A 21,366-nucleotide genomic window follows, 5' to 3' on the forward strand; every position below is an offset into this window, starting at 1 on the left:
GTCGCTCCGGTGACAGTCTGTCACCTGCGGTGCGCGTCAGTCATTCGCGGCGCACGACGCGGTGAGGGCCGCGTAGAGCGCCTCCTTCGTCGCGTCGTCCGAGACGATCGTGACGGTGCCCGTCCGCTCCCCGAGCGCGACCCCGACGCGGAACAGCGTGCCCTGCTTGTCGTCGGCGATCGCGTGGGCATCGCACCGGTTGGGAGAGAAGCGCAGCGGCACGACGATCGGCGCGACGGTCGGGCTCGCGGGGTCCACGACGACATCGAGGGGGATGCCCTCCGCGCGCTCACCGGCGGCGTCGAGCGCGCCCAGCAGCACGGTGCCGCTCACGCTCATCAGGCGCACGACCTCCGCGCCGCCGCGGTCGCCGACCGGACCCTCCCGGGGCCGCACGACGAGCTCGACGCCGATCGTCCCGCCCGCGCCGCCGTCCGCCCGCACGCTCAGCTCCACCCGCTCGGCGACGGCCTGCGCGAAGCACGCGCTCTCGACCCAGGCCGCCCACTGACCGATGCGGTCGGTCGTCGGCACGCGCAGCTCGGTGACCGAGCCGTCGGCGAGCGGGACGAGCAGTACCGCCTCGGGGGCGTCGGGCGCGCGGCCCTCGGGCGAGGCGGGGCACCGGGGCTCGACGAGGGTCATCGGAAGATCCCGGGTGGCGCCGGCGGGGATGACGGCGTCGTCGATCCGCTCGAGCGCGGCGCTCAGGAGGGGCGATTCGAGTCGGGCTCCATCGAGGGCGAGCGCGGCATCCCCCTCATTGGTCACCGAGAGCTGGATGCCGTCGCGCGCGGCGTCGATGCGCGTGCGGTAGACCTCCGCCTCGACGGCGATCGCGTCGGTCGAGGCGGGGAGCGCCTCGACCGGGGCCGGGCGGGGCGGGGAGTCCGAGCCGGTCGCACCCGCGCATCCGGTCAGGCCGGCGGCGGCGAGGGCCGCCGAGAGGGCCGCGACCGCGACCCGTCCCGCCGTGCGCGCGGCAGGACGGGGCGGGCGCGCGCGCATGTCAGCTCGCGAGCAGCGCGGTCAGGCGGGGGCCGACGAGGTCGTCCTCGATGAGGAAGGCGTCGTGGCCGAAGGGGGAGGAGATGACGACGGCCTCCCGGCCGTGGATCGTCGAGGGCAGCGCGGCGGCGATCGCCTGCTGCTGCTCCACGGGGAAGAGGCGGTCGGTGTCGATGCCGAGCACGAGCGCGCGCGCTGTGACCCCCGCGAGCACCTCCGCGAGCGAGCCGCGGCCGCGCGTGATGTCGTGCGAGTTCATCGCCTCCACCAGGCGCACGTAGCTGTTGGCGTCGAAGCGGCGCGTGAACTTGTTGCCGTGGAAGTCGAGGTAGCTCTCGATGGCGAACCGCCCTCCGCCGCCGAGCGGGTCGAGCACGCCCTGCCACGACCGCTCGAAGCGCTCGTTGAGCTCGTCGGGAGAGCGGTAGTTGAGCAGGGCCATTCGCCGGGCGAGCGCGAGACCGCGGTACGGCCCCTCGGCCTCGTCGTAGTAGTCGCCGCCGCGGAAGGCCGGGTCCATCCGGATCGCCTCGAGCTGCACCGAGTTGAGGGCGATCTGGTCGGCGCTCGAGATCGCGGGCGCGGCCAGCACGGCCAGGCGCGCGACGCGCTCCGGGTGGGTGACGGCCCACTCGAGCGCGTGCATCCCGCCCATCGACCCGCCGATGACGGCGAAGAAGCGGTCGATGCCGAGCTGGTCGACGAGCAGGCGCTGCGCCGCGACCTGGTCCCGCACCGTGACGTACGGGAACCGCGAGCCCCACTCGGCGCCGTCGGGCGAGAAGGATGCGGGGCCCGTGGAGCCCTGGCAGCCGCCGAGCATGTTGGGGGCGACGACGAAGTAGCGGTCGGTGTCGATCGCGAGCCCGGGGCCGACGATGCCGCTCCACCATCCGGCGGTCGGATGCCCGCGCCCGGGTCGCCCGGTCAGGTGGCTGTCGCCCGTGAGCGCGTGGCAGACGAGGATGGCGTTGCTGCCGTCATCGTCCAGCTCGCCCCACGTCTCGTAGGCGAGTCGCACGTGCGGCAGCCGCGCGCCCGACTCCAGCGGGAGCGGCCCGAGGTTCGCGAACAGCCGATCGCCCGCGTCGTCGCCCTCGCGCCACGCCCCCGTGACCGGCGGTGTCCCGCGGAGGGCGCGCCGGTTCGCCTCGGTGATGAACGCCGAGGGCACGGTGTCTTCGGAGGTCTGCCAGTCCATGTCGACTCTCATTCTGGCGCAGACGACGCCGGGCCCCCGCCACTCGGTGGCGGGGGCCCGGCGAGAGCGGGCGGATGCCCGGTGTCAGTCCTCGCGGTTGGCCGCGACGACGGCGCGCGCGGCCGCGAACCCTGCCTCGAGGTCGGCGATGATGTCGTCGATGTGCTCGAGCCCGACCGAGAGCCGCACGAGCCCGGGCGTGACGCCCGCCGTCAGCTGCTGCTCGGGGGTGAGCTGCGAGTGCGTCGTCGACGCCGGGTGGATGATGAGGCTGCGCACGTCGCCGATGTTGGCGACGTGGCTGAACAGCTCGACCGAGTCCACGAGCGTGCGGCCGGCGTCGACGCCGCCCTTGAGCTCGAACGACAGCACCGCGCCGACGCCGCGCGGGGCGTACTTCTGGGCGGCCGCGTGCCAGGGGCTCGAGTCGAGCCCCGAGTAGTCGACCGTCGCGACATCGGGGTGGGCCTCGAGCCAGCGGGCGACCGCGAGCGCGTTCTCGACGTGGCGCTCGATGCGCAGGCTCAGAGTCTCGATGCCCTGGATGAGCGCGAAGGCGTTGTCGGGCGAGACGGCCGCGCCGATGTCGCGCAGCAGCTGCACGCGCGCCTTGATGATGTACGCGATGCCGTCGCCGAGCACGCCCGTGTAGCTCGCTCCGTGGTACGAGGGGTCGGGCTCGGTGAGGCCGGGGAACTTCTCGGCGTTCTGCGACCACGCGAACTTCCCGCCGTCGACGATCACGCCGCCGAGGACGGTGCCGTGACCGCCGAGGAACTTCGTCGCCGAGTGGACGACGATGTCGGCGCCGTGCTCGAAGGGGCGGATCAGGTACGGGGTGGCGATCGTGTTGTCGACGATGAGCGGGAGGCCGTTCTCGTGCGCGACCGCCGCGACGCTCTCGATGTCGAGGATGTTCACCTTGGGGTTGCCGACCGTCTCGCCGAAGAACAGCTTCGTGTTCGGGCGCACGGCGGCGGCCCACGCCGCGGGGTCGTCCTGGTCCTCGACGAACGTCGTCTCGATGCCGAGCTTCGCGAGCGTGTACTTGAAGAGGTTGTAGGTGCCGCCGTAGATGCTCGAGGACGACACGATGTGGTCGCCCGCCTGCGCGATGTTGAGCACCGCGTACGTCGTCGCGGCCTGGCCGGAGGCGAGCAGCAGGGCGGCGGTTCCGCCCTCGAGCGCGGCGACGCGCTGCTCGACGACGTCCTGGGTGGGGTTCTGGATGCGCGTGTAGATGTTGCCGAACTCGGCGAGCGCGAAGAGGTTCTTGGCGTGCTGCGCGTCGTCGAAGACGTAGGCCGTCGAGCGGTAGATCGGCGTCGCGCGCGCCTTCGTGGTCGGGTCGGGCTGGGCGCCGGCGTGGATCTGCAGCGTCTCGAACTGGTAGTCGCTCATCGGGGTTGCTCCTCGTGGGGTCGCGGGCCGGACGGTCGGCGCCCGGTGCACGCCCACGCTACGGAGGCCGGCATCCGACGGTCAATGGCACCGACACACGCCGTAACGCGCTCGGCCGGGCGCTCGACCCGCGCGCCGTCAGCGCCGGCGCGCGCCCGTCGGATCGGTGCGCGACGGGCCGATGCGCAGCGGGCCGGTCCTGGTCTCCTCCGCCGGGCGGAAGATCCACGACGGCTTCGGCTCGATGATCGGGCGGGTGACGCGCCGCACCCACGGGCTCGCGAGCAGCACCGTGATCGCGACGCTCGCGAACAGCAGCCCGAGCAGCCACGTGAGGGACGAGTTCTCGCCGCCGATCACTCCCGACTCCCGGATCGGCCACAGGACGAACGAGTGCAGCAGGTACACGTACATCGTCGACTGGCCGAACGCCGTCATCCACGTCTCGTGCCGCGGCACGAGCACGAACACGGCCGCGGTCAGCAGCATCGCGAGCGCGATGAGCAGCAGCCGCACCGCGCCGGCCCACCACTGGTCCTCGCCGAGGCCCTCGTAGGAGTCGTCGTAGAAGAACCAGAAGCGGAGGTCCATCGCGCGCCACACGTCGATGAAGGCCACGAGCACGGCGCCCCACGCCACGAGCACACCGGCGGCGATGAGGCGAGCGGGCACCGTCTGCCGCTCGACGAGGCGCCAGCGGTCGACGAGGCCCCACTCCTTGAGCTTCCAGCCCAGGACGAAGAACGGCAGGATCCCGATCGCGCGCGAGAGCGAGAAGGTCGAGTCGACGTTCGTGAGGTACCCCACGCCGACCGAGAAGACGATCGCCCACAGCAGCGGCCAGCGGACGAGCGCGAGGTAGGGCAGCACGAGCCGGAAGATGCCGAGCGCGAGGAGGAACCACAGGGTCCACGACGGCGTCGTCGGGTTGAGCGCGAGCGTGCCGGAGGCCGCGAACTGCAGCAGGGTCCAGATCGTCTCCATGATCACGTAGGGCAGGAGGATGTCGGTGATCACGCGCTGCATCTGGCGGGCGGTCGGCGGCCCGGACTTCGAGAAGTACCCGCTGATGATCGCGAACGCCGGCATGTGGAAGGCGTAGATGAAGAGATAGACGACGAGCGCGTTGTCGCTCTCGTAGGTGAGCCGCTGGATGGCGTGACCGGCGACGACGAGTGCGATGCACACGAAGCGCGCGTTGTCCCAGAACGGGACCCGCTCGCGCGGGGGTCGGGCCCGGGCTGGCGCGATCGCCGTCGTCGTGGTGCTCATCCGCCCAGGCTAGGGCAGGGGCGCGAGCGCGGGGGTAGCGTTGCCCCATGACCGACTCCACCACCGCCCCGACCCTGCGCGCCGTCGTCACGGGGGCGAGCTCCGGCATCGGCGCCGCCACCGTCCGCCTCCTGCGCTCCCACGGCTGGGAGGTGACCGCCGTCGCTCGCCGGGCCGACCGGCTCGCGGCGCTCGCCGAGGAGACCGGGTGCTCGGTCGTCGTCGCCGATCTGACCGTCGCGAGCGATGCGGATGCCCTGGCCGAACGGGTGCGCGCGGCCGGCCCCCTGCACGCTCTCGTCGCCAACGCGGGCGGAGCCATCGGCGCCGACCCGGTCGAGTCGGTCTCCGCCCAGGTGCTCGCCGACTCCTTCGCCCTGAACGTCCTCACCGCGCACGCCGCCATCGCGGCGCTCCTGCCCTCGCTGCGGCAGGGCGCGGCCGAGCGCGGATCGGGCGACATCGTCGCGGTCACCTCCACGGCCGGCCAGGTCGCCTACGAGGGCGGCGGCGCCTACAACGCCGCGAAGTTCGCCCTCCGCGGGCTGCTGGGCGCGCTGCGGCTCGAGCTCGCGGGCGAGCCCCTGCGAGTCGTGCAGATCGCGCCGGGAATGGTGCGCACGGAGGAGTTCGCGATCAAGCGCCTCGGCGGCGACACGGCGAAGGTCCAGGCCCTCTACGCCGGGGTCGAGCATCCGCTGCTCGCGGAGGACATCGCGGAGGCCATCGTCCACGCCATCGAGCTGCCCGGCCACGTCAACCTCGACGAGGTGACCATCCGTCCCGTCGCGCAGGCCGCGCAGCACAAGCTCGTGCGCGAGCCGCTGCGGGTGCGCTAGCAGAGGTGCGTGGCCCCCTCGACGGCCTCGTCGCGCCCGACTGGTCCGACGCGCTCGCCCCTGTCGCCGACCGCGCCGTCGCGCTCCTGGCCGAGCTCGAGTCCGAGTCCGCCGCCGGCTCGCCCTTCCTGCCCGAGGCGCCCCTCGTGCTGCGCGCCCTCCGCACGCCGCTCTCCGACGTCCGCGTGCTGATCCTGGGGCAGGACCCGTACCCGACCCCCGGGCACCCGATCGGCCTGAGCTTCGCCGTCGACCGCGATGTGCGCCCGCTCCCGCGCAGCCTCGTGAACATCCACCGCGAGCTGCGCGACGACCTCGGCATCGCCACCCCCGAGCACGGCGACCTCTCGGCCTGGCAGAGGCAGGGCGTGCTGCTGCTCAACCGCGTCCTCACGGTGCGACCGGGCTCGCCGGGCTCGCACCGCGGGCGGGGCTGGGAGGAGGTGACGGGATGCGCGGTGCGCGCGCTCGCGGAGCGGGGAGGCCCGCTCGTGGCCATCCTGTGGGGCCGCGATGCGCAGTCGGCGCTGCCGCTGCTCGGCGACGTCCCCGTCGTCGGGAGCGCGCATCCCAGCCCCCTGTCGGCGCGCACGGGATTCTTCGGCTCCCGCCCGTTCTCGCGCGCGAACGCGCTCCTTCTCGCGCAGGGCGGCGCCGCGGTCGACTGGTCGCTGCCCGCCTAGACTGGGCGCGTGCTGGAGGAGGAGTACCAACCGCGACGCGTGCTGCCGCCGCACCTGCGCAAGCAGCCGGAGCCGGAGGCGCCGTTCGCGTACACGATCCGCGAGGCGACCGAGGCCGACCTGCCCTGGGTGCGCGAGATCTACAACCACTACGTCGCGAACTCGACCGTCACCTTCGATGAGAAGCCGTGGACCCTCCGGGCGCTCAAGACGAAGTTCGCGAAGGTGCGCTCGCTCGGCCACCCCTTCCTCGTCGCCGAGTCGCCCGCGGGCGTCATCCTCGGCTTCGCCTACGTGTACCCGTGGAAGGAGAAGGCCGCCTACCGCTTCACGGTCGAGAACTCGATCTACCTCGGCCCGGCGTCCACCGGCAAGGGGCTCGGGCGGTCGCTGCTCGGCGAGCTGCTCGAGCGCTCGCGCGCCGCGGGCATCAAGGAGGTCATCGCGGTCATCGCCGACCGCGGGGCGGAGGCGTCGATCGCCCTCCACGAGAGCTTCGGGTTCCGGAAGACCGGCGAGATGGCGCGCGTCGGCTTCAAGTTCGAGCGCTGGCTCGGCATCGTGATGCTGCAGAAGTCGCTCAAGAAGCGCTGACGCGCCGGCGAGGCCGTGAGCCGATCAGTTGTAGACGACGTCGAGGATGTCGCCCGCGATCACGACGGCCTCCTCGTAGAAGACCTCGCCGCCCAGAAGAGTGATGACCGAGATCCAGGCGTCGTCGGTGATGACGTGATGCACGGCGCCGGGGCCCTCCTCGTCTCCGAGGACCCAGAAGGTCGCATCGCCGTTCTCGGTCGCTCCCGTGTTGAGCCCCTGCGAGGTGAGGTCGGTCACGATCTGCGCGCGCGTCGCCGTCGAGACGGGGGCGACGCTGAGGGTGAAGGCGGCGATGTTGGGCCGGGCCTCGTCCTCGTAGAAGCAGCTGATGCCGCCCGCGGCCTCCTCGCGCGTCGGCTCGGGCAGGTAGGTCGCGCCGATCTCCGTGCCCGGACCGCCGACGAGCACGATGCCCTGGTCGAGGAAGGACGCGACGCGCGCCTCGGGGAGGATCGTCGTGCAGTCGGTCGGCATCGCGAACGTCTCCACGACCGGCTCGGGCTCGGCGGTCTCGACCGGCTCGGGCGACGTCGTCGGCTCGGCCGTCTCGACCGCCGCCGGCTCCTCCGGCTCGCTCGCGCAGCCGACGAGGCCGAGGGCGAGGACGAGCGCCGTGGCGCTCGAGAGCAGGCGGATCGGGGTCATGGCACTCCTAGGCTGCGAGATCGTCGGCGCGAATCTAACAGTCGGCGCACCGCCGGAACTCCGACCGGGCACGTGCGAGAGGCGGGGACGGGCCTTCGTTGCCGAATCGTTGCACGGGTGCCGTCGCTAGGCTCGCGAGGGTGTTCGAACTCCACCATCTGACCGCCCTCGAGCAGTGGGAATGGCTGCACGCGGGACGCGTCTCGCCGAGCGAGCTGCTCGAGCACTACCTCGCGCGCGTCGAGCGGCTCAACCCGGCCGTCGGCGCCCTCACCGTCGTCGAGCCCGAGCGCGCCCGTGCCCGCGCGCGCGAGGTCGAGAGCTCCGTGCCGCCCACCGCGCCGCTGTGGGGGCTCCCGATCGCCGACAAGGAGCTCGTTCCCCGCGCGGGTCAGCGCACGAGCTACGGGTCGCGACTGCACGCGGACGCGATCGCGACCGACTCGCACGAGCTCGTCGAGCAGCTGGACGCGGCCGGTGCGGTGAGCGTCGGCGCGAGCGCGGCGCCCGAGTACGGTCTCGCCTCGTACACGGAGTCGCTCATCGCTCCTCCCGCGCGCAACCCGTACGACCTCGCGCGCGGCGCCGGCGGGTCGAGCGGGGGAGCCGCCGCGGCGGTCGCGGCCGGGCTCCTCCCCGTCGCGCCGGGCAGCGACGGCGGCGGCAGCATCCGCATCCCCGCCGCCGCCTGCGGTCTCGTGGGGCTCAAGCCCTCGCGGGGCAGGCTGCCGGGGGGCAGCGGGCTCGACCGGCTCGCGGGCCTCGTCGTCCCCGGCCCCATCGCGCGAACGGTGGCGGATGCCGCCCTCCTGCTCGACGCCCTCGCGACCGCGACGCCCTGGGAGTTCGCGACGCGCGCGCCGAGCCCGCACGACGGCCCGTTCCTCGGTGCGGCGGTGCGCGGAGAGGGCCGCTTCCAGCTCGGCGTAATGACGAGCTCCCCGTGGGACGCGTGGACGGACATCGGCATCGCCCCCGAGGCCCGAGCCGCCCTCGAGGAGGCGGTCACCGAGCTCGCGGCGCTCGGCCACGGCGTCGAGGAGATCTCGCTCGACGCGGAGCCCGACTACGGCCCCCATTTCCGCACGGTGTGGATGGCGGGCGCCGCGGGGATCCCCGCCCGCACCGACGCCGAGCTCGCGCTGCTCGAGCCGCTCACCGCGTGGCTCGTCGAGCGCGGGCGAGCGCTGCCGGTCGATCGGCTCCTCGAGTCGCTCGCCTGGCTCACGGGCTTCGAGCGCCGGGTCATCCGCCGCTTCTCGAGCGTCGACGTCGTCGTGACGCCCGCCGTCGCGATGACGCCGCGCCCGCTCGGCTGGTACGACGCCGGGGATGCGGAGCGCAACTTCGAGCAGCAGGTGCAGTACACGCCGTGGACGAGCTTCGTGAACGTCAGCGGACTCCCCGCCCTCACCCTCCCCGTCGGCCTCACGTCGGGCGACTCGGCGGAGCCCGGGCTCCCGATGGGCATCCAGCTGATCGGCCGGCCCGGCGGCGAGGCCGACCTGCTCGCCCTCGGCGCGCAGTGGGAGCGCCGTCGGCGGGTGCGGCTCCACCCGCCGCAGTGGTGATCCCGCACGCGGCCGCGATCGGTGCGGGTCAGCGCTCGACGGCCGCCGGCACGTCGATGCGGCGCGCGACGGCCTGCCACAGCTCGTCGGCGAGGCGCGCGTCGCCCGCGCTGGGGTGCGTGGCGCCGAGCGGGTCGAGCCCGTCGAAGTAGGTGCCGTTCGGCACCCCGAGCTCGGGCGTGTCGACGAGGTGCACGAGCGGCGCGGCGCCCGCCTCGGGCGAGATCTGCATCGACCCGCTCAGAAGCTGCAGCAGCCGCGCCGAGCGCGACTCGGCCCCGAAGCCGCTGCGGACGTAGCCGGGGTGGAAGGGGTGGGCCTCGAGCCCGGTGCGCGCCGCGAGCGATCGCGCGTAGAGGATCGTCGCGAGCTTGCTCGCCCCGTAGGCCCGCCAGCCCGCCCCGTAGCGGCGGCTCGCGAAGTCGAGGTCGTCCAGCCGCAGCCCGCCGAGCCGGTTGAGCACGCTCGAGGTGAGGACGACCCTGCCCGTCTCGCGCCCGGCCCGCAGGCGCGGCGCGAGCATCTCGGTGAGCAGGGCCGCGGCGAGCACGTTGCGCTGCAGCGTCGTCTCGTTGCCGTCGACGGTCACGGTGCGGCGGCTGACGATGCCTCCGGCGTTGTTCACGAGCGCGTCGATGCGGGGGAACCGTGCGAGCAGATCGGTCGCGAGCGCGCGCACCTGGTCGAGCTCGTCGAAGTCGGCGGTGAACGGGATGCCCCCCGCGCGCGCGGCGACGGCGGCGGTCCGTTCCGGATCCCGGCCCACGACCGCGACCTGCCAGTCGCGGCGCGCGAGCTCGACGACCGCGGCGGCGCCGAGGCCGGAGCTCGCCCCCGTGACGACGACCGTGCGCATCAGACGTACCCGCCCGATCGCAGGCCCGCCGCGATCTCGAAACGGTTGCGCAGCGGGTCGCGCCCCGCCGCGAGATAGAGGGGGATCATCGCGAGCCCGTATCGGCGCCACTGCGCGCGGTGCACGGCCTCATGCTCGAGAACCCGCGGGCTCACGGCGTCGCGCGTGAGGTACACGGCGCCCAGGGTCGTGCCGCCGCGGCCGAACGCCCAGCGGGGCAGCCCCGCGCACACGACGACCCCGCCGCGCCGCGACACGCGGAACCCCCCGAGCACGGCGCCCCAGACCAGTGCGATCGCGGAGACGAGGGCGTAGCCGGTAAGGGCGACGACGGGGTGCAGGCCGACGCGACGCAGCCAGCGCACCCTCGCGAGCGCGGCGATGGCGCGCGCGGAGCGGGGCCGGACGTCGGTCATGCCCCATTCCTAGCAGGTGCGCGTGTCGCGGCGGGGAGGTGATGCCGGTGCTCAGCCGCGGCGCTGGGCCCGATCGATCTCGAGCAGCCGCAGCCAGACCTCGCTCATCGTGGGGTAGGAGGGCACCGCGTGCTGCAGCCGAGCGACCGGCACCTCGCCCACGATCGCGATCGTCGCCGCGTGCAGGAGCTCGGCGACGTCGTCGCCCACGACCGTGAAGCCGATCACGACGTCCCGCTCGTCGTCGATCACGAGCCGGGCGCGGCCGCGGTAGCCGTCGGCGTGCAGGCTCGCCCCCGCGACGTGCCCGAGCTCGTAGTCGGCGACCCGGGTCGCGAGCCCGCGCTCGGCGGCGCCTGCGGCGGTCATCCCGACCGATGCCACCTCGGGGGAGGTGAAGGCGACCGCGGGGACGGCGTCGTGATCGGCCGTCGCGACGTACGGCCCCCACGCGGCCTCGTCGACCTGCTCGCCGCGCGCGCGGGCGGCGATGACGTCGCCCGCCGCGCGCGCCTGGTACTTGCCCTGGTGGGTCAGCAGCGCGCGGTGGTTGACGTCGCCGACCGCGTAGAGCCAGTCGTGGCCCTCGACGCGGAGGGTGTCGTCGACGTGCAGCCACTCGCCGGGTTCGAGACCCACGCTGTCGAGCCCGAGCCGCTCGGTGCGGGGGCGGCGTCCGGTCGCGACGAGCACCTCGTCGGCGGTCACGGGGTCGGCACCGCCCTCGAGCGCGATCGTCACGGTGCCGTCGGCGGCGCGGTCGACCCGCGCAGGGGACGCGCCCGTGAGAACCGTGACCTCCTCCTCGCGGAGCCGCTCGGCGACCAGCTCGCTCGCGAACTCCTCCAGACCCGACAGCAGGCGGCCGCGGCTGATGAGGGTCACCCGCGCGCCGAGTCCGGCGAACGCGGTCGCCATCTCGCAGCCGACGACGCCGCCGCCGATGATGGCGAGCCGCTCGGGCACGCGCTCGGCGCTCGTCGCCTCCCGCGAGGTCCACGGCTCCGCCTCGGCGAGGCCCGGGATGCCCGGGATCGCCGCGTCGGATCCGGTGCAGATCGCGACGGCGGTGCGCGCGACCACGACCCGCTCGCTCCCGTCGGGGGAGGTCACCACGACCCGCTTCGCGCCGTCGAGCCGGGCCTCGCCGCGCACGAGGTCGATGCCCGCGCTCTCGAGCCAGCGCACCTGCCCCGAGTCGTCCCAGTGGCTCGCGACGTCGTCGCGGCGGGCGAGCACCGCGGCGACGTCGAGCGGACCGCTGACCGCCTCGCGGGCGCCCGCGACCGCGCGGGCCGCGCGCAGCGCCGAGACCGAGCGCACGAGCGCCTTCGACGGCATGCACGCCCAGTACGAGCACTCGCCGCCGACGAGCTCGCTCTCGATGACGACCGCGGTCAGGCCGCCCTGCACGGCGCGGTCGGCGACGTTCTCGCCCACTGCGCCCGCACCGATGACGATGAGGTCGTACTCCTCCGCCGTCGGCGCGCTCGTCGCGGCGGTGGCGGTGAGGGGGCGGGGCGGGTGCGTCATGGTGCGGCTCCTATCGGCCGACGAAGCGGGGGATCTCGCGACGGAGGAAGGCCTCCATGCCGATGGCGGCATCCTCTGTCTGCATCAGGCGGACGAGCTCGCCCTGCAGGCGAGCGGCCGCGACCGCCGGGCCCTCGGCGACGGCGAGGCGGGCGTTCTCGAGGGTGGCCTGCACGGCGAGCGGCGCCTGGACGGAGATGCGGTGCGCGAGCTCGACCGCCCGCGCGAGCTGCTCGCCGGGCTCGACGATCTCGGAGACGATGCCCATGCGCGCGGCCTCGACGGCGTCGAAGCGGTCGCCCGTGAGCATCCAGCGCATCGCGCTGCTCCAGCCGGCGACGGCCGGGAATCGCAGCGTCGCGCCGCCGAACGGCAGGATCGCGCGCGCGACCTCCAGCTGCGAGAACGAGGTGTCGCTCGCCGCGACGACGACGTCGCTCGCGAGCGCGAGCTCGATGCCGAGCGTGAGGCACGTGCCCTGCACGGCGAGCACGACGGGCTTGCGCACGCGCGGGCCCTGCACGCCCCACGGATCGATGCCGCCGTCGGGCACCATGACGAGGCCCTCGGGGCCGACGCGCGGGGCGATGTCGCCCAGATCGAGGCCGCCCGTGAAGTGGTCGCCGTGCGCGAAGACGACGCCCGCGCGAGCCTCCTCGTCGCGGTCGAGCTCGCCGTAGGCGAGAGCGAGCTGCTGCAGCATCGCGAGATCGGCGGCGTTGCGCTTGTCGACGCGGTCGAGGCCGATCAGCAGGAGGTGGCCGTCGCGCTCGACGGTCACGCGGCGCGGAGCGGAGCCGTCGCCGGCGGGGGAGGCGGAGGAGTCGGACATGCGCGCCACTCTAGTCACCGGGTCCGCGGGCGCGGCGAGCCCGTCGACAGCGGCGCTCAGCCCGCCGAGGGCGCGTCCGCGGCGGCCGCCGGGGCGGGTTCGGGCCGGGTGAGCGCCGAGATCACGCGCAGGATGCTCGGCAGGTCGTCGCCCGCGGCCGCGGCGCTCGCGGGGGCGAACTCGGTGACGCCCGCGCCGGAGAGCGGGAGCGCGGCGCGCGCCGCGCCGATCGCGCCGACGAGCTCGGTGATCGTCGTGCCGAACGGCGTGGGGAAGCCCACGCCGGCGAACTCCGACGGGTCGATGACGTCGAGGTCGACGTGGACGTAGAGCTCCGTCGCGCCCTCGGCGGCGCGCTCGGCCACCGCGGCACCGACCTCCCCGATCGCGACGAGGGCGATGCCGAGGGACTCGACGGCGTGCTCCTCCGCGGGGTCGAGATCGCGCGCGCCGACGAGCAGCACGTCGGCCGGAGCGACGATCCCGTGGTCGATGATCGAGCGCAGCACCATGCCGTGGAAGGCGCCCGATGGCGAGCTCGTCGGCGTGTTCAGGTCGGCGTGGGCGTCGGCCCAGACCAGCACCGTGCGGCCGGCGCGTGCGACGTGCTCGACGGCCGCGAGCTCGACGCCGCAGTCGCCGCCGATCGTGATCGCCGGGCTGCCGATCGCGGCGAGAGCGGCCGTCTGGCGCTCGCGGACGATGCGCAGCGAGCTCCAGCGGTGGACCCCCGTCTGCTCGGCGTCGCCGGCCTCGAGCGGCACCTCGACGAGCGTCGTCGCGCTCGCCGGCAGGTCGCCGCGGATCGCCTCGGCGCCGTCGACGAGCCGCATCGCTCGCTCGGCGCCCGAGCCCTGCCACTGGGGGACCACCACGAAGTGCGCTGCCATGCCGGTCAGTCTTGCACTCGCGCCGGTCGGAAGGGGAGGGCCGCAAGACCCGAGAGCGCCGCCTCGAGCGGGCCGCGCCGCCCGAGAGCCTCGCACGCGAGGCCGACGGCCACGCCCGCGACGGAGAGCAGGATGAGGATGCCCCACCCGACGAGGCCCTCGAAGCGACCCGCTCCGCCGAGCGGCGAGAGCGCGGCGATCACGAGCACGTGGCCGACGTACACGGTGAGCGCGACGCGGCCGAGCGCGCGGAGCGGCTCGAGAATGCGGCGGAGGACGACGATCCTGCGGCCGCGCCGGACGCCGACCCCCGCGCCGCGGCCGACCGGGTCGAGGGCGAGCAGCAGCAGCCCGAGGATCACCGCGGCGAGTCCGCCCGAGCCGAGCAGCTCGGCGACCGTGCCGGAGTGCGCCTCCGCCGTGACGGCGTCGAGGTCGAGGCCCGCGCTCGCCGGCAGCCGGGGGAGGAGGGCGCCCGCACCGTAGCCGGCGAGGCTCGCAGTCGCGCCGCCCAGCACGAGCGCGATTCGCACGCGCGGTCGAGCCAGCCCGGAGCGCGCAGCGAGGAGGCCCGCGACGAGCACCGGCACCCACAGCAGCGCCGGGTACCAGCCCGTGAGCAGGTAGTCGACGAGGGTCGCGGCCGGCTCCTGCGCGGGGGCGCCGGCGCGCACGACGGCGTCGCGGAGCGCGGGGGCGAGCACGAGGGTCGCGACGCCGAGGATCGCGAGGGCCGCGCGAGGGAGGAAGAGCAGAGGCACCATGAGCAGGAACATCACGCCGTAGTAGTCGAGGATGACGGCGATGCCGTGCGGCAGCAACCACAGGAGCGACCCCGCGGCCACGAGCGCGAGCGCCCGGATCACGAGGCGCAGTCGCGGCTCGGAGCGCGCCCCGGCGGGAGGCGGGGCATCCTGCCCGGTCATCAGGCCCAGCGAGACGCCCGCCACGAGCGCGAACAGCAGCGACGGGCGGCCGTCGACGACGAGCTCCTCGGCGCCGAGCCCGCCCGGGCGGGGAACGGTGTGCGCGGCGATCATGCCGAGGACGGCGAGACCGCGCGCGGCATCGACCCCCGCCCAGCGCGGACGGGGGTCGATGACGGGGCGCTCGATCACGCGGCGCCAGGAGGCGGTCAGCGGCGTCAGCCCTCGATCGCCGAGGGCGGAGTCGACCCGGAGGACGAGCCGAGCTTGAGCGCCGCGAGCCGCGCCTCGATCTCGGCGGACTCGCTCGCGTCCTCCAGGCTCTCGAACTGGGCGTCGAGGCTCGAGACGGCGAGCTCCTGCTGGCCCATCACGCGGGCCTCCTCGCGGCGCACCTTCTCCTCGAAGCGGCCGAGCTCGCTCGTCGGGTCGAGGATGTCGATGCTCTTCACGGCGTCCAGCACCTGCGACTGCGCATCGGCGATGGTCGAGCGCGCCACGAGCTCGTCCCGCTTGGCGGCGAGCTCGTCGAGCTTGCCGCGCATCTGCTCGAGCCCCGTCTTGAGCTTCGCGACGATCTCGGTCTGCGCCGCGATCGTCGGCTCGACGCCCTTCGCCTCGTTCTCCGCGGCCAGCTGGCGGCCGAGCGCGACCTTCGCGAGGGTGTCGAACCGGTCGGCGTCGGCCGTGTTCGCGCTCGCCCGCAGCTCATCCGCTTTCGCGCTCGCGGCCGCGGCCTTGCGCCCCCAGTCCTGCGCGGCGGCGACGTCCTCCGCGTGGTCCTGCTCGAGCAGGCGCAGGTTGCCGATCGTCTGCGCGATCGCGGCCTCGGCCTCCTGGATGCTCGAGGAGTAGTCGCGCACCATCTGGTCGAGCATCGTCCGCGGGTCCTCCGCCGCGTCGATGAGGGCGTTGATGTTCGCCCGTGCGAGCTGGGCGATGCGGCCGAAGATCGATTGCTTCGTCATTCTCGTGCTGCCTTTCTGTCGGGGATGCCCGTGATCGATCGATCGGGGCCGTGGATGCCGTAAGGGGTGCCGCTCAGAATCGTCCGCCGCCGCTGCGTCGTCCGCTCGAGCGCGATCCGCCGCTGAAGCCGCCGCCTCCGGAGCGTCGGGACGAGCCGAAGGTGGGGGAGCCCCCGCCGAATCCGCCGCGCAACCCGCCCCCGCCGAACCCGCCCCGCGATCCTCCGCCGCTCAGCAGGCCCCCGATGAGGCCGCCGATGATCGCCTCGCCGAGGCCGCCCCCGGAGCGCCCGCCGCCCAGGAGCCCGCCGGGGAAGCCGGGGAGACCGACCGGGGCGCCGCCGCTCATGGTGGAGGAGACGTCGGCCTCGGCCTGACGGAGGGCCTGGGCCGCGAGCTCGGCGGCCCGCTGCGCCGCCTGGACGGCCTGCTCCGGCTGGTCCGCCGGTGCGCGGACGGCCGCGTCGAGCTGGGCCTGCGCCTCGGCGAGAGTCGATCGCGCGGTCGCGCCGACGCCGCCGCGGTGGGCGGCGACGTACTCGGCGGTGCTGAGGATCCGGCTGCGCGCCGCCGCGAGGCTCCGGTCGAGCGCGGCCGCCGCGGCCTGCCGTCGCTCACCCGCCTCGCGCGCGGTGGCCAGGAGCTCGTCGAGCCGCCGGTCGGCGACGACGAGCGCCTGCAGTGCGTCGACGGGATCGGACTCCCCGCCCTCGCTCACGCGCAGAGCCTCCTCGGCCGCCGCAGCCGCGGCGCCCACGGCGGCGTCGCTCGGGAGGCCGGCGGCGGCCTGCAGCCCGGCGCGCAGGTCGGTGCGCTGGGCGGCGAGATGGCTCCTGGCCGTCGCGAGCTCGTCGGCGAGCCGATCGACCGCGTCGAGGGAGCCGCTCAGCTGCCCGGCGGCGAGCTGACCGGCCCGGACGGCGACGGCGGCCTCGCCGGTGGCGCCCGTGGAGGACTTGGCCTCGGCGTCCAGCACCTCCTCGCGCACGAGCGAGAGCAGGCGCGCGGTCTGATCGGGAGTCCCGCTGACAGCGGCGATCGCGTCGAGGGCGTACTCGCTCCGCAGCCTCTCGACGGTCGCTGCGGCCGTCGCGGCGCGCGCCTCGAGGGCGACCTCGGCGGCGCGCAGCGCGGCCAGAGCCTCCGGCAGCGACTGCTCGACGTCGCGCAGGGCGTCGAAGGCCTCCTCCTGCTCCTCCAGCAGGTCGTCGGCCTCGTCGAGCAGCGCGCCGATGCGCCCGAGCGACGCGCGCCGCTCGGCCTCGGCGCGCGGCTCCGCGCCGTCGAGGGTGCGCCGCAGTCGGAACGACTCGGTGACGCGCTCGCGGGCGGCGAGGAGCGCCGTGCGGAAGCCGGCCACCGTCTCGGCGCCGAACTGCGCCTCCGCGAAGCCGAGATCCTGCTCGCTCGTGGTGAGGGCGTCGTCGAGCTCGACGAGGCGTCGGGCGACGGCGCTGTCCAGCTGCTCCAGGCTCGGAGCGGGCGGGCCGGCGGGCTCGCCGGGCCGCGCGCCGCCGGGCAGCGCGCCGCCCGCGCCGCCCGTGCCGCGGGAGCGGCGTCGAGCGCGCACGACGATCCACACCAGCAGAGCGATGACGGCCAGCCCCGCGACGATCGCGACGATCGGGATCCCGCCGCCGGGGGCATCCCCGCCGGAGCCACCGCCGCCCGAACCGCCGCTCTGGCCCCCGGTCGATCCGCCGGAGGCCCCCTCGTCGACGAGGGCGTCGGCGTAGGAGACGATCGCATCGGCGAAGCGGTCGTCGCGCAGCGCCGGGACGAGCCGGTCGACCTCGGCGCGATCGGCGACCGACGGGTCCACCGGCCAGTCGGGGCCGTACGAGAAGGCGTAGGCGCGGTCGTCGACCGCGATCGCGAGCAGGGTGTCGCGATCGCCGAGGGAGGACATCACGGCCGACCTCTCGGCCCAGTCGAAGCTGTCGGCGGCGCCGTCGAACCGGTCGGTGACGACGACGAAGAGGCCCGCGCCAGTCTCCTCGAACAGCGCGTCGAGCGCGCGCTCGACGCGAGCGGCGTCGGCGCCGAGCGCTCCCGCGGAGTCCAGGACGTACGCCCCCTCGAGGTCGAGAGGCTCGGATGCCGTCGCCGGCACCGCGAGCGAGACCGACAGTGCGGCCCCCGCGATCGCCACCACGGCCAGCGCCGCGCGACTCGATCGTCGGCGCGACCGGTCGATCACGCTCATGGGTGCCCTCCGACTCGCCGTCACCGCCCCGGTCGCCCGGCGGCGCCGATGGTGCCGGCGAGTCTAGCGATGCTCGACGACGGCGCGTCGAGAGCGCTCAGTCGGCCAGGCGGCGGCGCAGCAGTTCCAGCTGGCGGTCGAGCTCCGCGGGCATCCGGTCGCCGAACGTCGCGAAGAACGTCTCGATGTCGTCGGCCTCGACGCGCAGAGCCTCGCGGTCCTGGGCGAAGAGCTCGCCCAGGCGGCTCTCGTCGATGTCGAGGCCGTCGAGGTTGAGTCCGTCGGCGGTCGGGATCGAGCCGAGAGGCGAGTCCACGGCGCCCGCGGTGCCGTCGAGGCGCTCGACCATCCACTGCAGCACGCGGGCGTTGTCGCCGAAGCCGGGCCACAGGAAGGAACCGTCGGCGCCCTTGCGGAACCAGTTGACCTGGAACACGCGCGGCACGCGGGCGGAGCGGCGCAGGCGACGACCGAAGTCGAGCCAGTGGGCGAAGTAGTCGCCCATGTTGTAGCCGCAGAAGGGCAGCATCGCGAACGGGTCGCGACGCAGCTCGCCCACAGTGCCTTCGGCGGCCGCCGTCTGCTCCGACGCGATCGTGGCGCCCAGGAAAACGCCATGATCCCAATCGCGCGCCTCTACCACCAAGGGCACGTTCGTCGCTCGGCGGCCGCCGAAGATGATGGCGTCGATGACGACGCCCTCCGGGTCCTCCCAGGTGCTCGCGATGGACGGGCACTGGCGGGCGGACACGGTGAAACGGGAGTTGGGGTGCGCGGCCGGGACGCCGGAGTCGGGCGTCCAGGCGTTGCCGCGCCAGTCGGTGAGGTGCGCAGGCGGGGTGGAGGTCATGCCCTCCCACCACACATCGCCGTCCTCGGTCCTGGCGACGTTGGTGAAGACGGTGTTGCCCCACAGGGTGTCCATCGCCGTCGGGTTGGTCTTCGCGCTCGTGCCGGGGGCGACGCCGAAGAAGCCCGCCTCCGGGTTGATCGCGCGCAGGCGGCCGTCGGCGCCGATGCGCAGCCACGCGATGTCGTCGCCGATCGTCTCGACCTTCCAGCCGGGGATGCTCGGCGAGAGCATGGCGAGGTTGGTCTTGCCGCACGCGCTCGGGAAGGCGGCGGCCAGGTGGTACGCCCGGCCGGTCGGCGCGGTCACCTTGATGAGCAGCATGTGCTCGGCGAGCCAGCCCTCGTCGCGCGCCTGGACGGAGGCGATGCGCAAGGCGAAGGCCTTCTTGGCGAGGATGGCGTTGCCGCCGTAGGCGGAGCCGTACGAGAAGATCTCGCGGGTCTCGGGGAAGTGGACGATGTACTTCGTGTCGTTGCACGGCCACGCGACGTCCTTCTCGCCCGGGGCGAGCGGCGCGCCGACGGTGTGGATCGCGGGGACCCACTCGGCGCCCGCGGCGATCTCCTCCAGGGCGGCGGTCCCCATGCGGGTCATCGAGCCCGTGCTCACGACCACGTACGGCGAGTCGGTGACCTGCACGCCGAGCTTCGCCATCGGCGAGCCTACGGGGCCCATCGAGAAGGGCATGACGTACATCGTGCGGCCGCGCATCGACCCGCGCATGAGGTCGGTCAGCTCGGCGCGCATGCGCGTCGGCTCCGCCCAGTTGTTCGTCGGGCCGGCGTCGATCTTCTCGGCCGAGCAGATGAAGGTGCGCGACTCCAGTCGGGCGACATCGGCTTCGTGGGAGCGGGCGAGGAAGGAGTAGGGGCGGAGCTCGGGGTTGAGCTGCTCGAGGGTTCCGTTGGCGACGAGGAGCTGCAGGAGCTCGTGGCGCTCGCGCGTCGATCCGTCGCACCAGTGGATGTCGGCGGGCTGCATCAGCTCGGCGAGCTCGGCGACCCAGTCGATGACGGCGGCGGGATGCACCGTCGGCGCATCGGGAGCGGATGCGGGAGCGTCCTCGAGGGGGGAATCGGCGCGCGGGTGGTCAAGCAGCGTCATGATCGTCTCTCCGTCCTGGGAAGAATTCCCTGTTACGACCATGATGTCCCCCCAGAAGGCGGGGTTACGCGCCGTCAAGGATGTAAGAAAAGGCGATCTTTCGGTATTGTCAAGGCATGAGCGACCTCGTCACCCTCGGCCAGCGCATCCGTCATTTCCGGTCGGCCGCCGGGCTCACCCTCGATCAGCTCGGCGAGCGGGTCGGCGTCGCCGGCAGTCAGCTCTCGCTCATGGAGAACGGCCGCCGCGAGCCGCGCATCACGCTGCTGACGGCCATCGCCGAGGCGCTCGGTGTGGCGCTCGCCGATCTGCTGGAGGAGACCCCGCCCTCGCACCGCGCGGCGCTCGAGATCGAGCTCGAGCGCGCCCAGCGCTCGACCCTCTACGCCTCGCTGGGTCTGCCCGCCGTGCGCGCGTCGCGCTCGATGAGCGACGAGGTGCTCGAGGCGCTCGTCGGCCTGCACCGCGAGCTCGTGGAGCGCGAGAGCCAGACGATCGCGACCCCCGAGGAGGCCCGCAGGGCCAACACGGAGCTGCGCCACCGCATGCGGACGCTCGACAACTACCTTCCCGACATCGAGGAGCTCGCCGAGCGGACCGTCCGCGAGACGGGCCACACGACGGGAGCCCTCACGCACCGCGAGGTCGGCCTCATGGCCAAGAAGCTCGGGTTCGAGCTCGTCCACGTCGGCGACCTCCCGCACTCGGCGCGATCGGTCATCGACCTCGAGAACGGCCGCATCTACCTGCCCCCCGCCTCGATCCCCGGGGGCCACGGCCTGCGCTCGATGGCGCTGCAGGCGATCGCGCACCGGCTTCTCGACCACGAGGTGCCGCGCACCTACGCCGAGTTCCTGCGCCAGCGGCTGGAGATCAACTACTTCGCCGCCGCCTGCCTCATGCCGCGCGAGCAGTCCGTCGCCTTCCTCTCGCAGGCCAAGAGCGATCGGAACATCGCCGTGGAGGACTTCCGGGACGCCTTCGGCGTCACGCACGAGGCCGCGGCCCTGCGTCTGACCAACCTCGCGACCTCCCACCTCGACCTCACCCTGCACTTCCTGCGCGTCGGCGACGACGGCGCCGTGTACAAGGCGTACGAGAACGACGGCCTGCGCCTGCCGGTCGACGTGACCGGCTCGGTCGAGGGCCAGCTCGTGTGCCGGAACTGGAGCGCGCGCGTCGCCTTCACGCGCACCAACAGGACGACGGAGTTCTACCAGTACACCGACACGCCGGAGGGCACCTTCTGGGAGTCGACGCAGACCGGCACGAGCGCGAGCGACGAGTTCTCGATCACCGTCGGCGTGCCCTTCGCGCAGTCGAAGTGGTTCCGCGGTCGCGAGACCACCAACCGCCGCGTCTCGACCTGCCCCGACCCCGCATGCTGCCGCCGCCCCTCGGGCGATCTCGCGAGCCGCTGGCGGGGCAAGGCGTGGACGAGCGCCAAGCTGCACGCGCACATCCTGTCGCCGCTGCCGAGCGGGACCTTCCCCGGCGTCGACGACCAGGAGCTCTACCGCTTCCTCGAGGCGCACGCCGAGCGCGTCGACGACTGAGGCCGGTCG

General features: G+C 74.0%; 19 protein-coding genes. 5 read left to right on the forward strand and 14 right to left on the reverse strand.

What is annotated here, in order from left to right; translation table 11 throughout:
• Positions 1-36: 36 nt before the first annotated feature.
• The 4 genes from ASC54_RS09350 to ASC54_RS09365 all read right to left on the reverse strand — a co-directional run bounded on the left by ASC54_RS09350 (position 37) and on the right by ASC54_RS09365 (position 4,882).
• Complete coding sequence (locus ASC54_RS09350; protein WP_055860283.1) at positions 37-1,008, reverse strand: hypothetical protein; 972 nt, start codon at positions 1,006-1,008, stop codon at positions 37-39.
• 1 nt (position 1,009) lies between these two features.
• Positions 1,010-2,209: a homoserine O-acetyltransferase gene (locus tag ASC54_RS09355; RefSeq protein WP_055860286.1), complete on the reverse strand. Its 1,200-nt coding sequence runs from the start codon at positions 2,207-2,209 to the stop codon at positions 1,010-1,012.
• Positions 2,210-2,293: 84 nt separating this feature from the next.
• Positions 2,294-3,610, reverse strand: a complete 1,317-nt coding sequence (locus ASC54_RS09360) for a bifunctional o-acetylhomoserine/o-acetylserine sulfhydrylase (protein ID WP_055860289.1) — start codon at positions 3,608-3,610, stop codon at positions 2,294-2,296.
• Positions 3,611-3,748: 138 nt separating this feature from the next.
• The gene (locus ASC54_RS09365) at positions 3,749-4,882 is read right to left on the reverse strand and encodes an acyltransferase family protein (RefSeq protein ID WP_055860292.1); all 1,134 of its coding nucleotides are present in this window, start codon (positions 4,880-4,882) and stop codon (positions 3,749-3,751) included.
• Positions 4,883-4,929: 47 nt separating this feature from the next.
• On the opposite strand from ASC54_RS09365, the gene ASC54_RS09370 reads away from it, so the two are divergent.
• From ASC54_RS09370 to ASC54_RS09380, 3 genes are read left to right on the forward strand one after another with little or no spacing between them, the layout of a single operon-like run.
• Positions 4,930-5,721 (forward strand): SDR family oxidoreductase, encoded by a 792-nt coding sequence (locus ASC54_RS09370; RefSeq protein WP_055898581.1) that lies wholly within the window; start codon positions 4,930-4,932, stop codon positions 5,719-5,721.
• A gap of 5 nt (positions 5,722-5,726) precedes the next feature.
• Positions 5,727-6,404: a uracil-DNA glycosylase gene (locus ASC54_RS09375; protein WP_055898584.1), complete on the forward strand. Its 678-nt coding sequence runs from the start codon at positions 5,727-5,729 to the stop codon at positions 6,402-6,404.
• A 9-nt stretch (positions 6,405-6,413) separates the two neighbouring features.
• Positions 6,414-6,998, forward strand: a complete 585-nt coding sequence (locus ASC54_RS09380; protein WP_055860302.1) for a GNAT family N-acetyltransferase — start codon at positions 6,414-6,416, stop codon at positions 6,996-6,998.
• Positions 6,999-7,022: 24 nt separating this feature from the next.
• On the opposite strand, the gene ASC54_RS09385 is transcribed toward ASC54_RS09380, so the two are convergent.
• Complete coding sequence (locus ASC54_RS09385) at positions 7,023-7,646, reverse strand: hypothetical protein (RefSeq protein WP_055860305.1); 624 nt, start codon at positions 7,644-7,646, stop codon at positions 7,023-7,025.
• A 140-nt stretch (positions 7,647-7,786) separates the two neighbouring features.
• Here ASC54_RS09385 and ASC54_RS09390 point away from each other — a divergent pair, with 140 nt between their 5' ends.
• On the forward strand, positions 7,787-9,217 hold the full coding sequence (locus tag ASC54_RS09390; RefSeq protein ID WP_055898587.1) for an amidase: 1,431 nt from the start codon (positions 7,787-7,789) through the stop codon (positions 9,215-9,217).
• A gap of 28 nt (positions 9,218-9,245) precedes the next feature.
• On the opposite strand, the gene ASC54_RS09395 is transcribed toward ASC54_RS09390, so the two are convergent.
• From ASC54_RS09395 to ASC54_RS09435, 9 genes are all read right to left on the reverse strand, one after another.
• Complete coding sequence (locus tag ASC54_RS09395) at positions 9,246-10,073, reverse strand: SDR family NAD(P)-dependent oxidoreductase (protein ID WP_200932311.1); 828 nt, start codon at positions 10,071-10,073, stop codon at positions 9,246-9,248.
• Positions 10,073-10,489 (reverse strand): hypothetical protein, encoded by a 417-nt coding sequence (locus tag ASC54_RS09400; RefSeq protein ID WP_055860311.1) that lies wholly within the window; start codon positions 10,487-10,489, stop codon positions 10,073-10,075. The genes ASC54_RS09395 and ASC54_RS09400 overlap by 1 nt, the downstream gene beginning before the upstream one ends.
• 51 nt (positions 10,490-10,540) lie before the next feature.
• Positions 10,541-12,022: an NAD(P)/FAD-dependent oxidoreductase gene (locus ASC54_RS09405; RefSeq protein ID WP_082515021.1), complete on the reverse strand. Its 1,482-nt coding sequence runs from the start codon at positions 12,020-12,022 to the stop codon at positions 10,541-10,543.
• A 10-nt stretch (positions 12,023-12,032) separates the two neighbouring features.
• Positions 12,033-12,854: a crotonase/enoyl-CoA hydratase family protein gene (locus ASC54_RS09410; RefSeq protein ID WP_055860314.1), complete on the reverse strand. Its 822-nt coding sequence runs from the start codon at positions 12,852-12,854 to the stop codon at positions 12,033-12,035.
• Positions 12,855-12,910: 56 nt separating this feature from the next.
• On the reverse strand, positions 12,911-13,744 hold the full coding sequence (locus ASC54_RS09415; RefSeq protein ID WP_055898591.1) for an arginase family protein: 834 nt from the start codon (positions 13,742-13,744) through the stop codon (positions 12,911-12,913).
• A gap of 5 nt (positions 13,745-13,749) precedes the next feature.
• Positions 13,750-14,862 (reverse strand): heparan-alpha-glucosaminide N-acetyltransferase domain-containing protein, encoded by a 1,113-nt coding sequence (locus ASC54_RS09420; RefSeq protein WP_055860319.1) that lies wholly within the window; start codon positions 14,860-14,862, stop codon positions 13,750-13,752.
• Between the two features lie 26 nt (positions 14,863-14,888).
• Positions 14,889-15,638, reverse strand: a complete 750-nt coding sequence (locus ASC54_RS09425) for a PspA/IM30 family protein (RefSeq protein ID WP_055860322.1) — start codon at positions 15,636-15,638, stop codon at positions 14,889-14,891.
• Between the two features lie 73 nt (positions 15,639-15,711).
• Positions 15,712-17,844, reverse strand: a complete 2,133-nt coding sequence (locus ASC54_RS09430; protein ID WP_055898593.1) for a TPM domain-containing protein — start codon at positions 17,842-17,844, stop codon at positions 15,712-15,714.
• A gap of 97 nt (positions 17,845-17,941) precedes the next feature.
• A complete protein-coding gene (locus ASC54_RS09435) occupies positions 17,942-19,801 on the reverse strand; it encodes a phosphoenolpyruvate carboxykinase (GTP) (RefSeq protein WP_055860329.1) in 1,860 nt (619 codons plus the stop codon).
• A 116-nt stretch (positions 19,802-19,917) separates the two neighbouring features.
• Between ASC54_RS09435 and ASC54_RS09440 the strand changes: the two genes are divergently transcribed.
• Positions 19,918-21,357 (forward strand): helix-turn-helix domain-containing protein, encoded by a 1,440-nt coding sequence (locus tag ASC54_RS09440; protein WP_055860331.1) that lies wholly within the window; start codon positions 19,918-19,920, stop codon positions 21,355-21,357.
• Positions 21,358-21,366: the final 9 nt, after the last annotated feature.

Source organism: Yonghaparkia sp. Root332 (assembly GCF_001425665.1).
Taxonomy (GTDB): Bacteria; Actinomycetota; Actinomycetes; order Actinomycetales; family Microbacteriaceae; genus Microcella.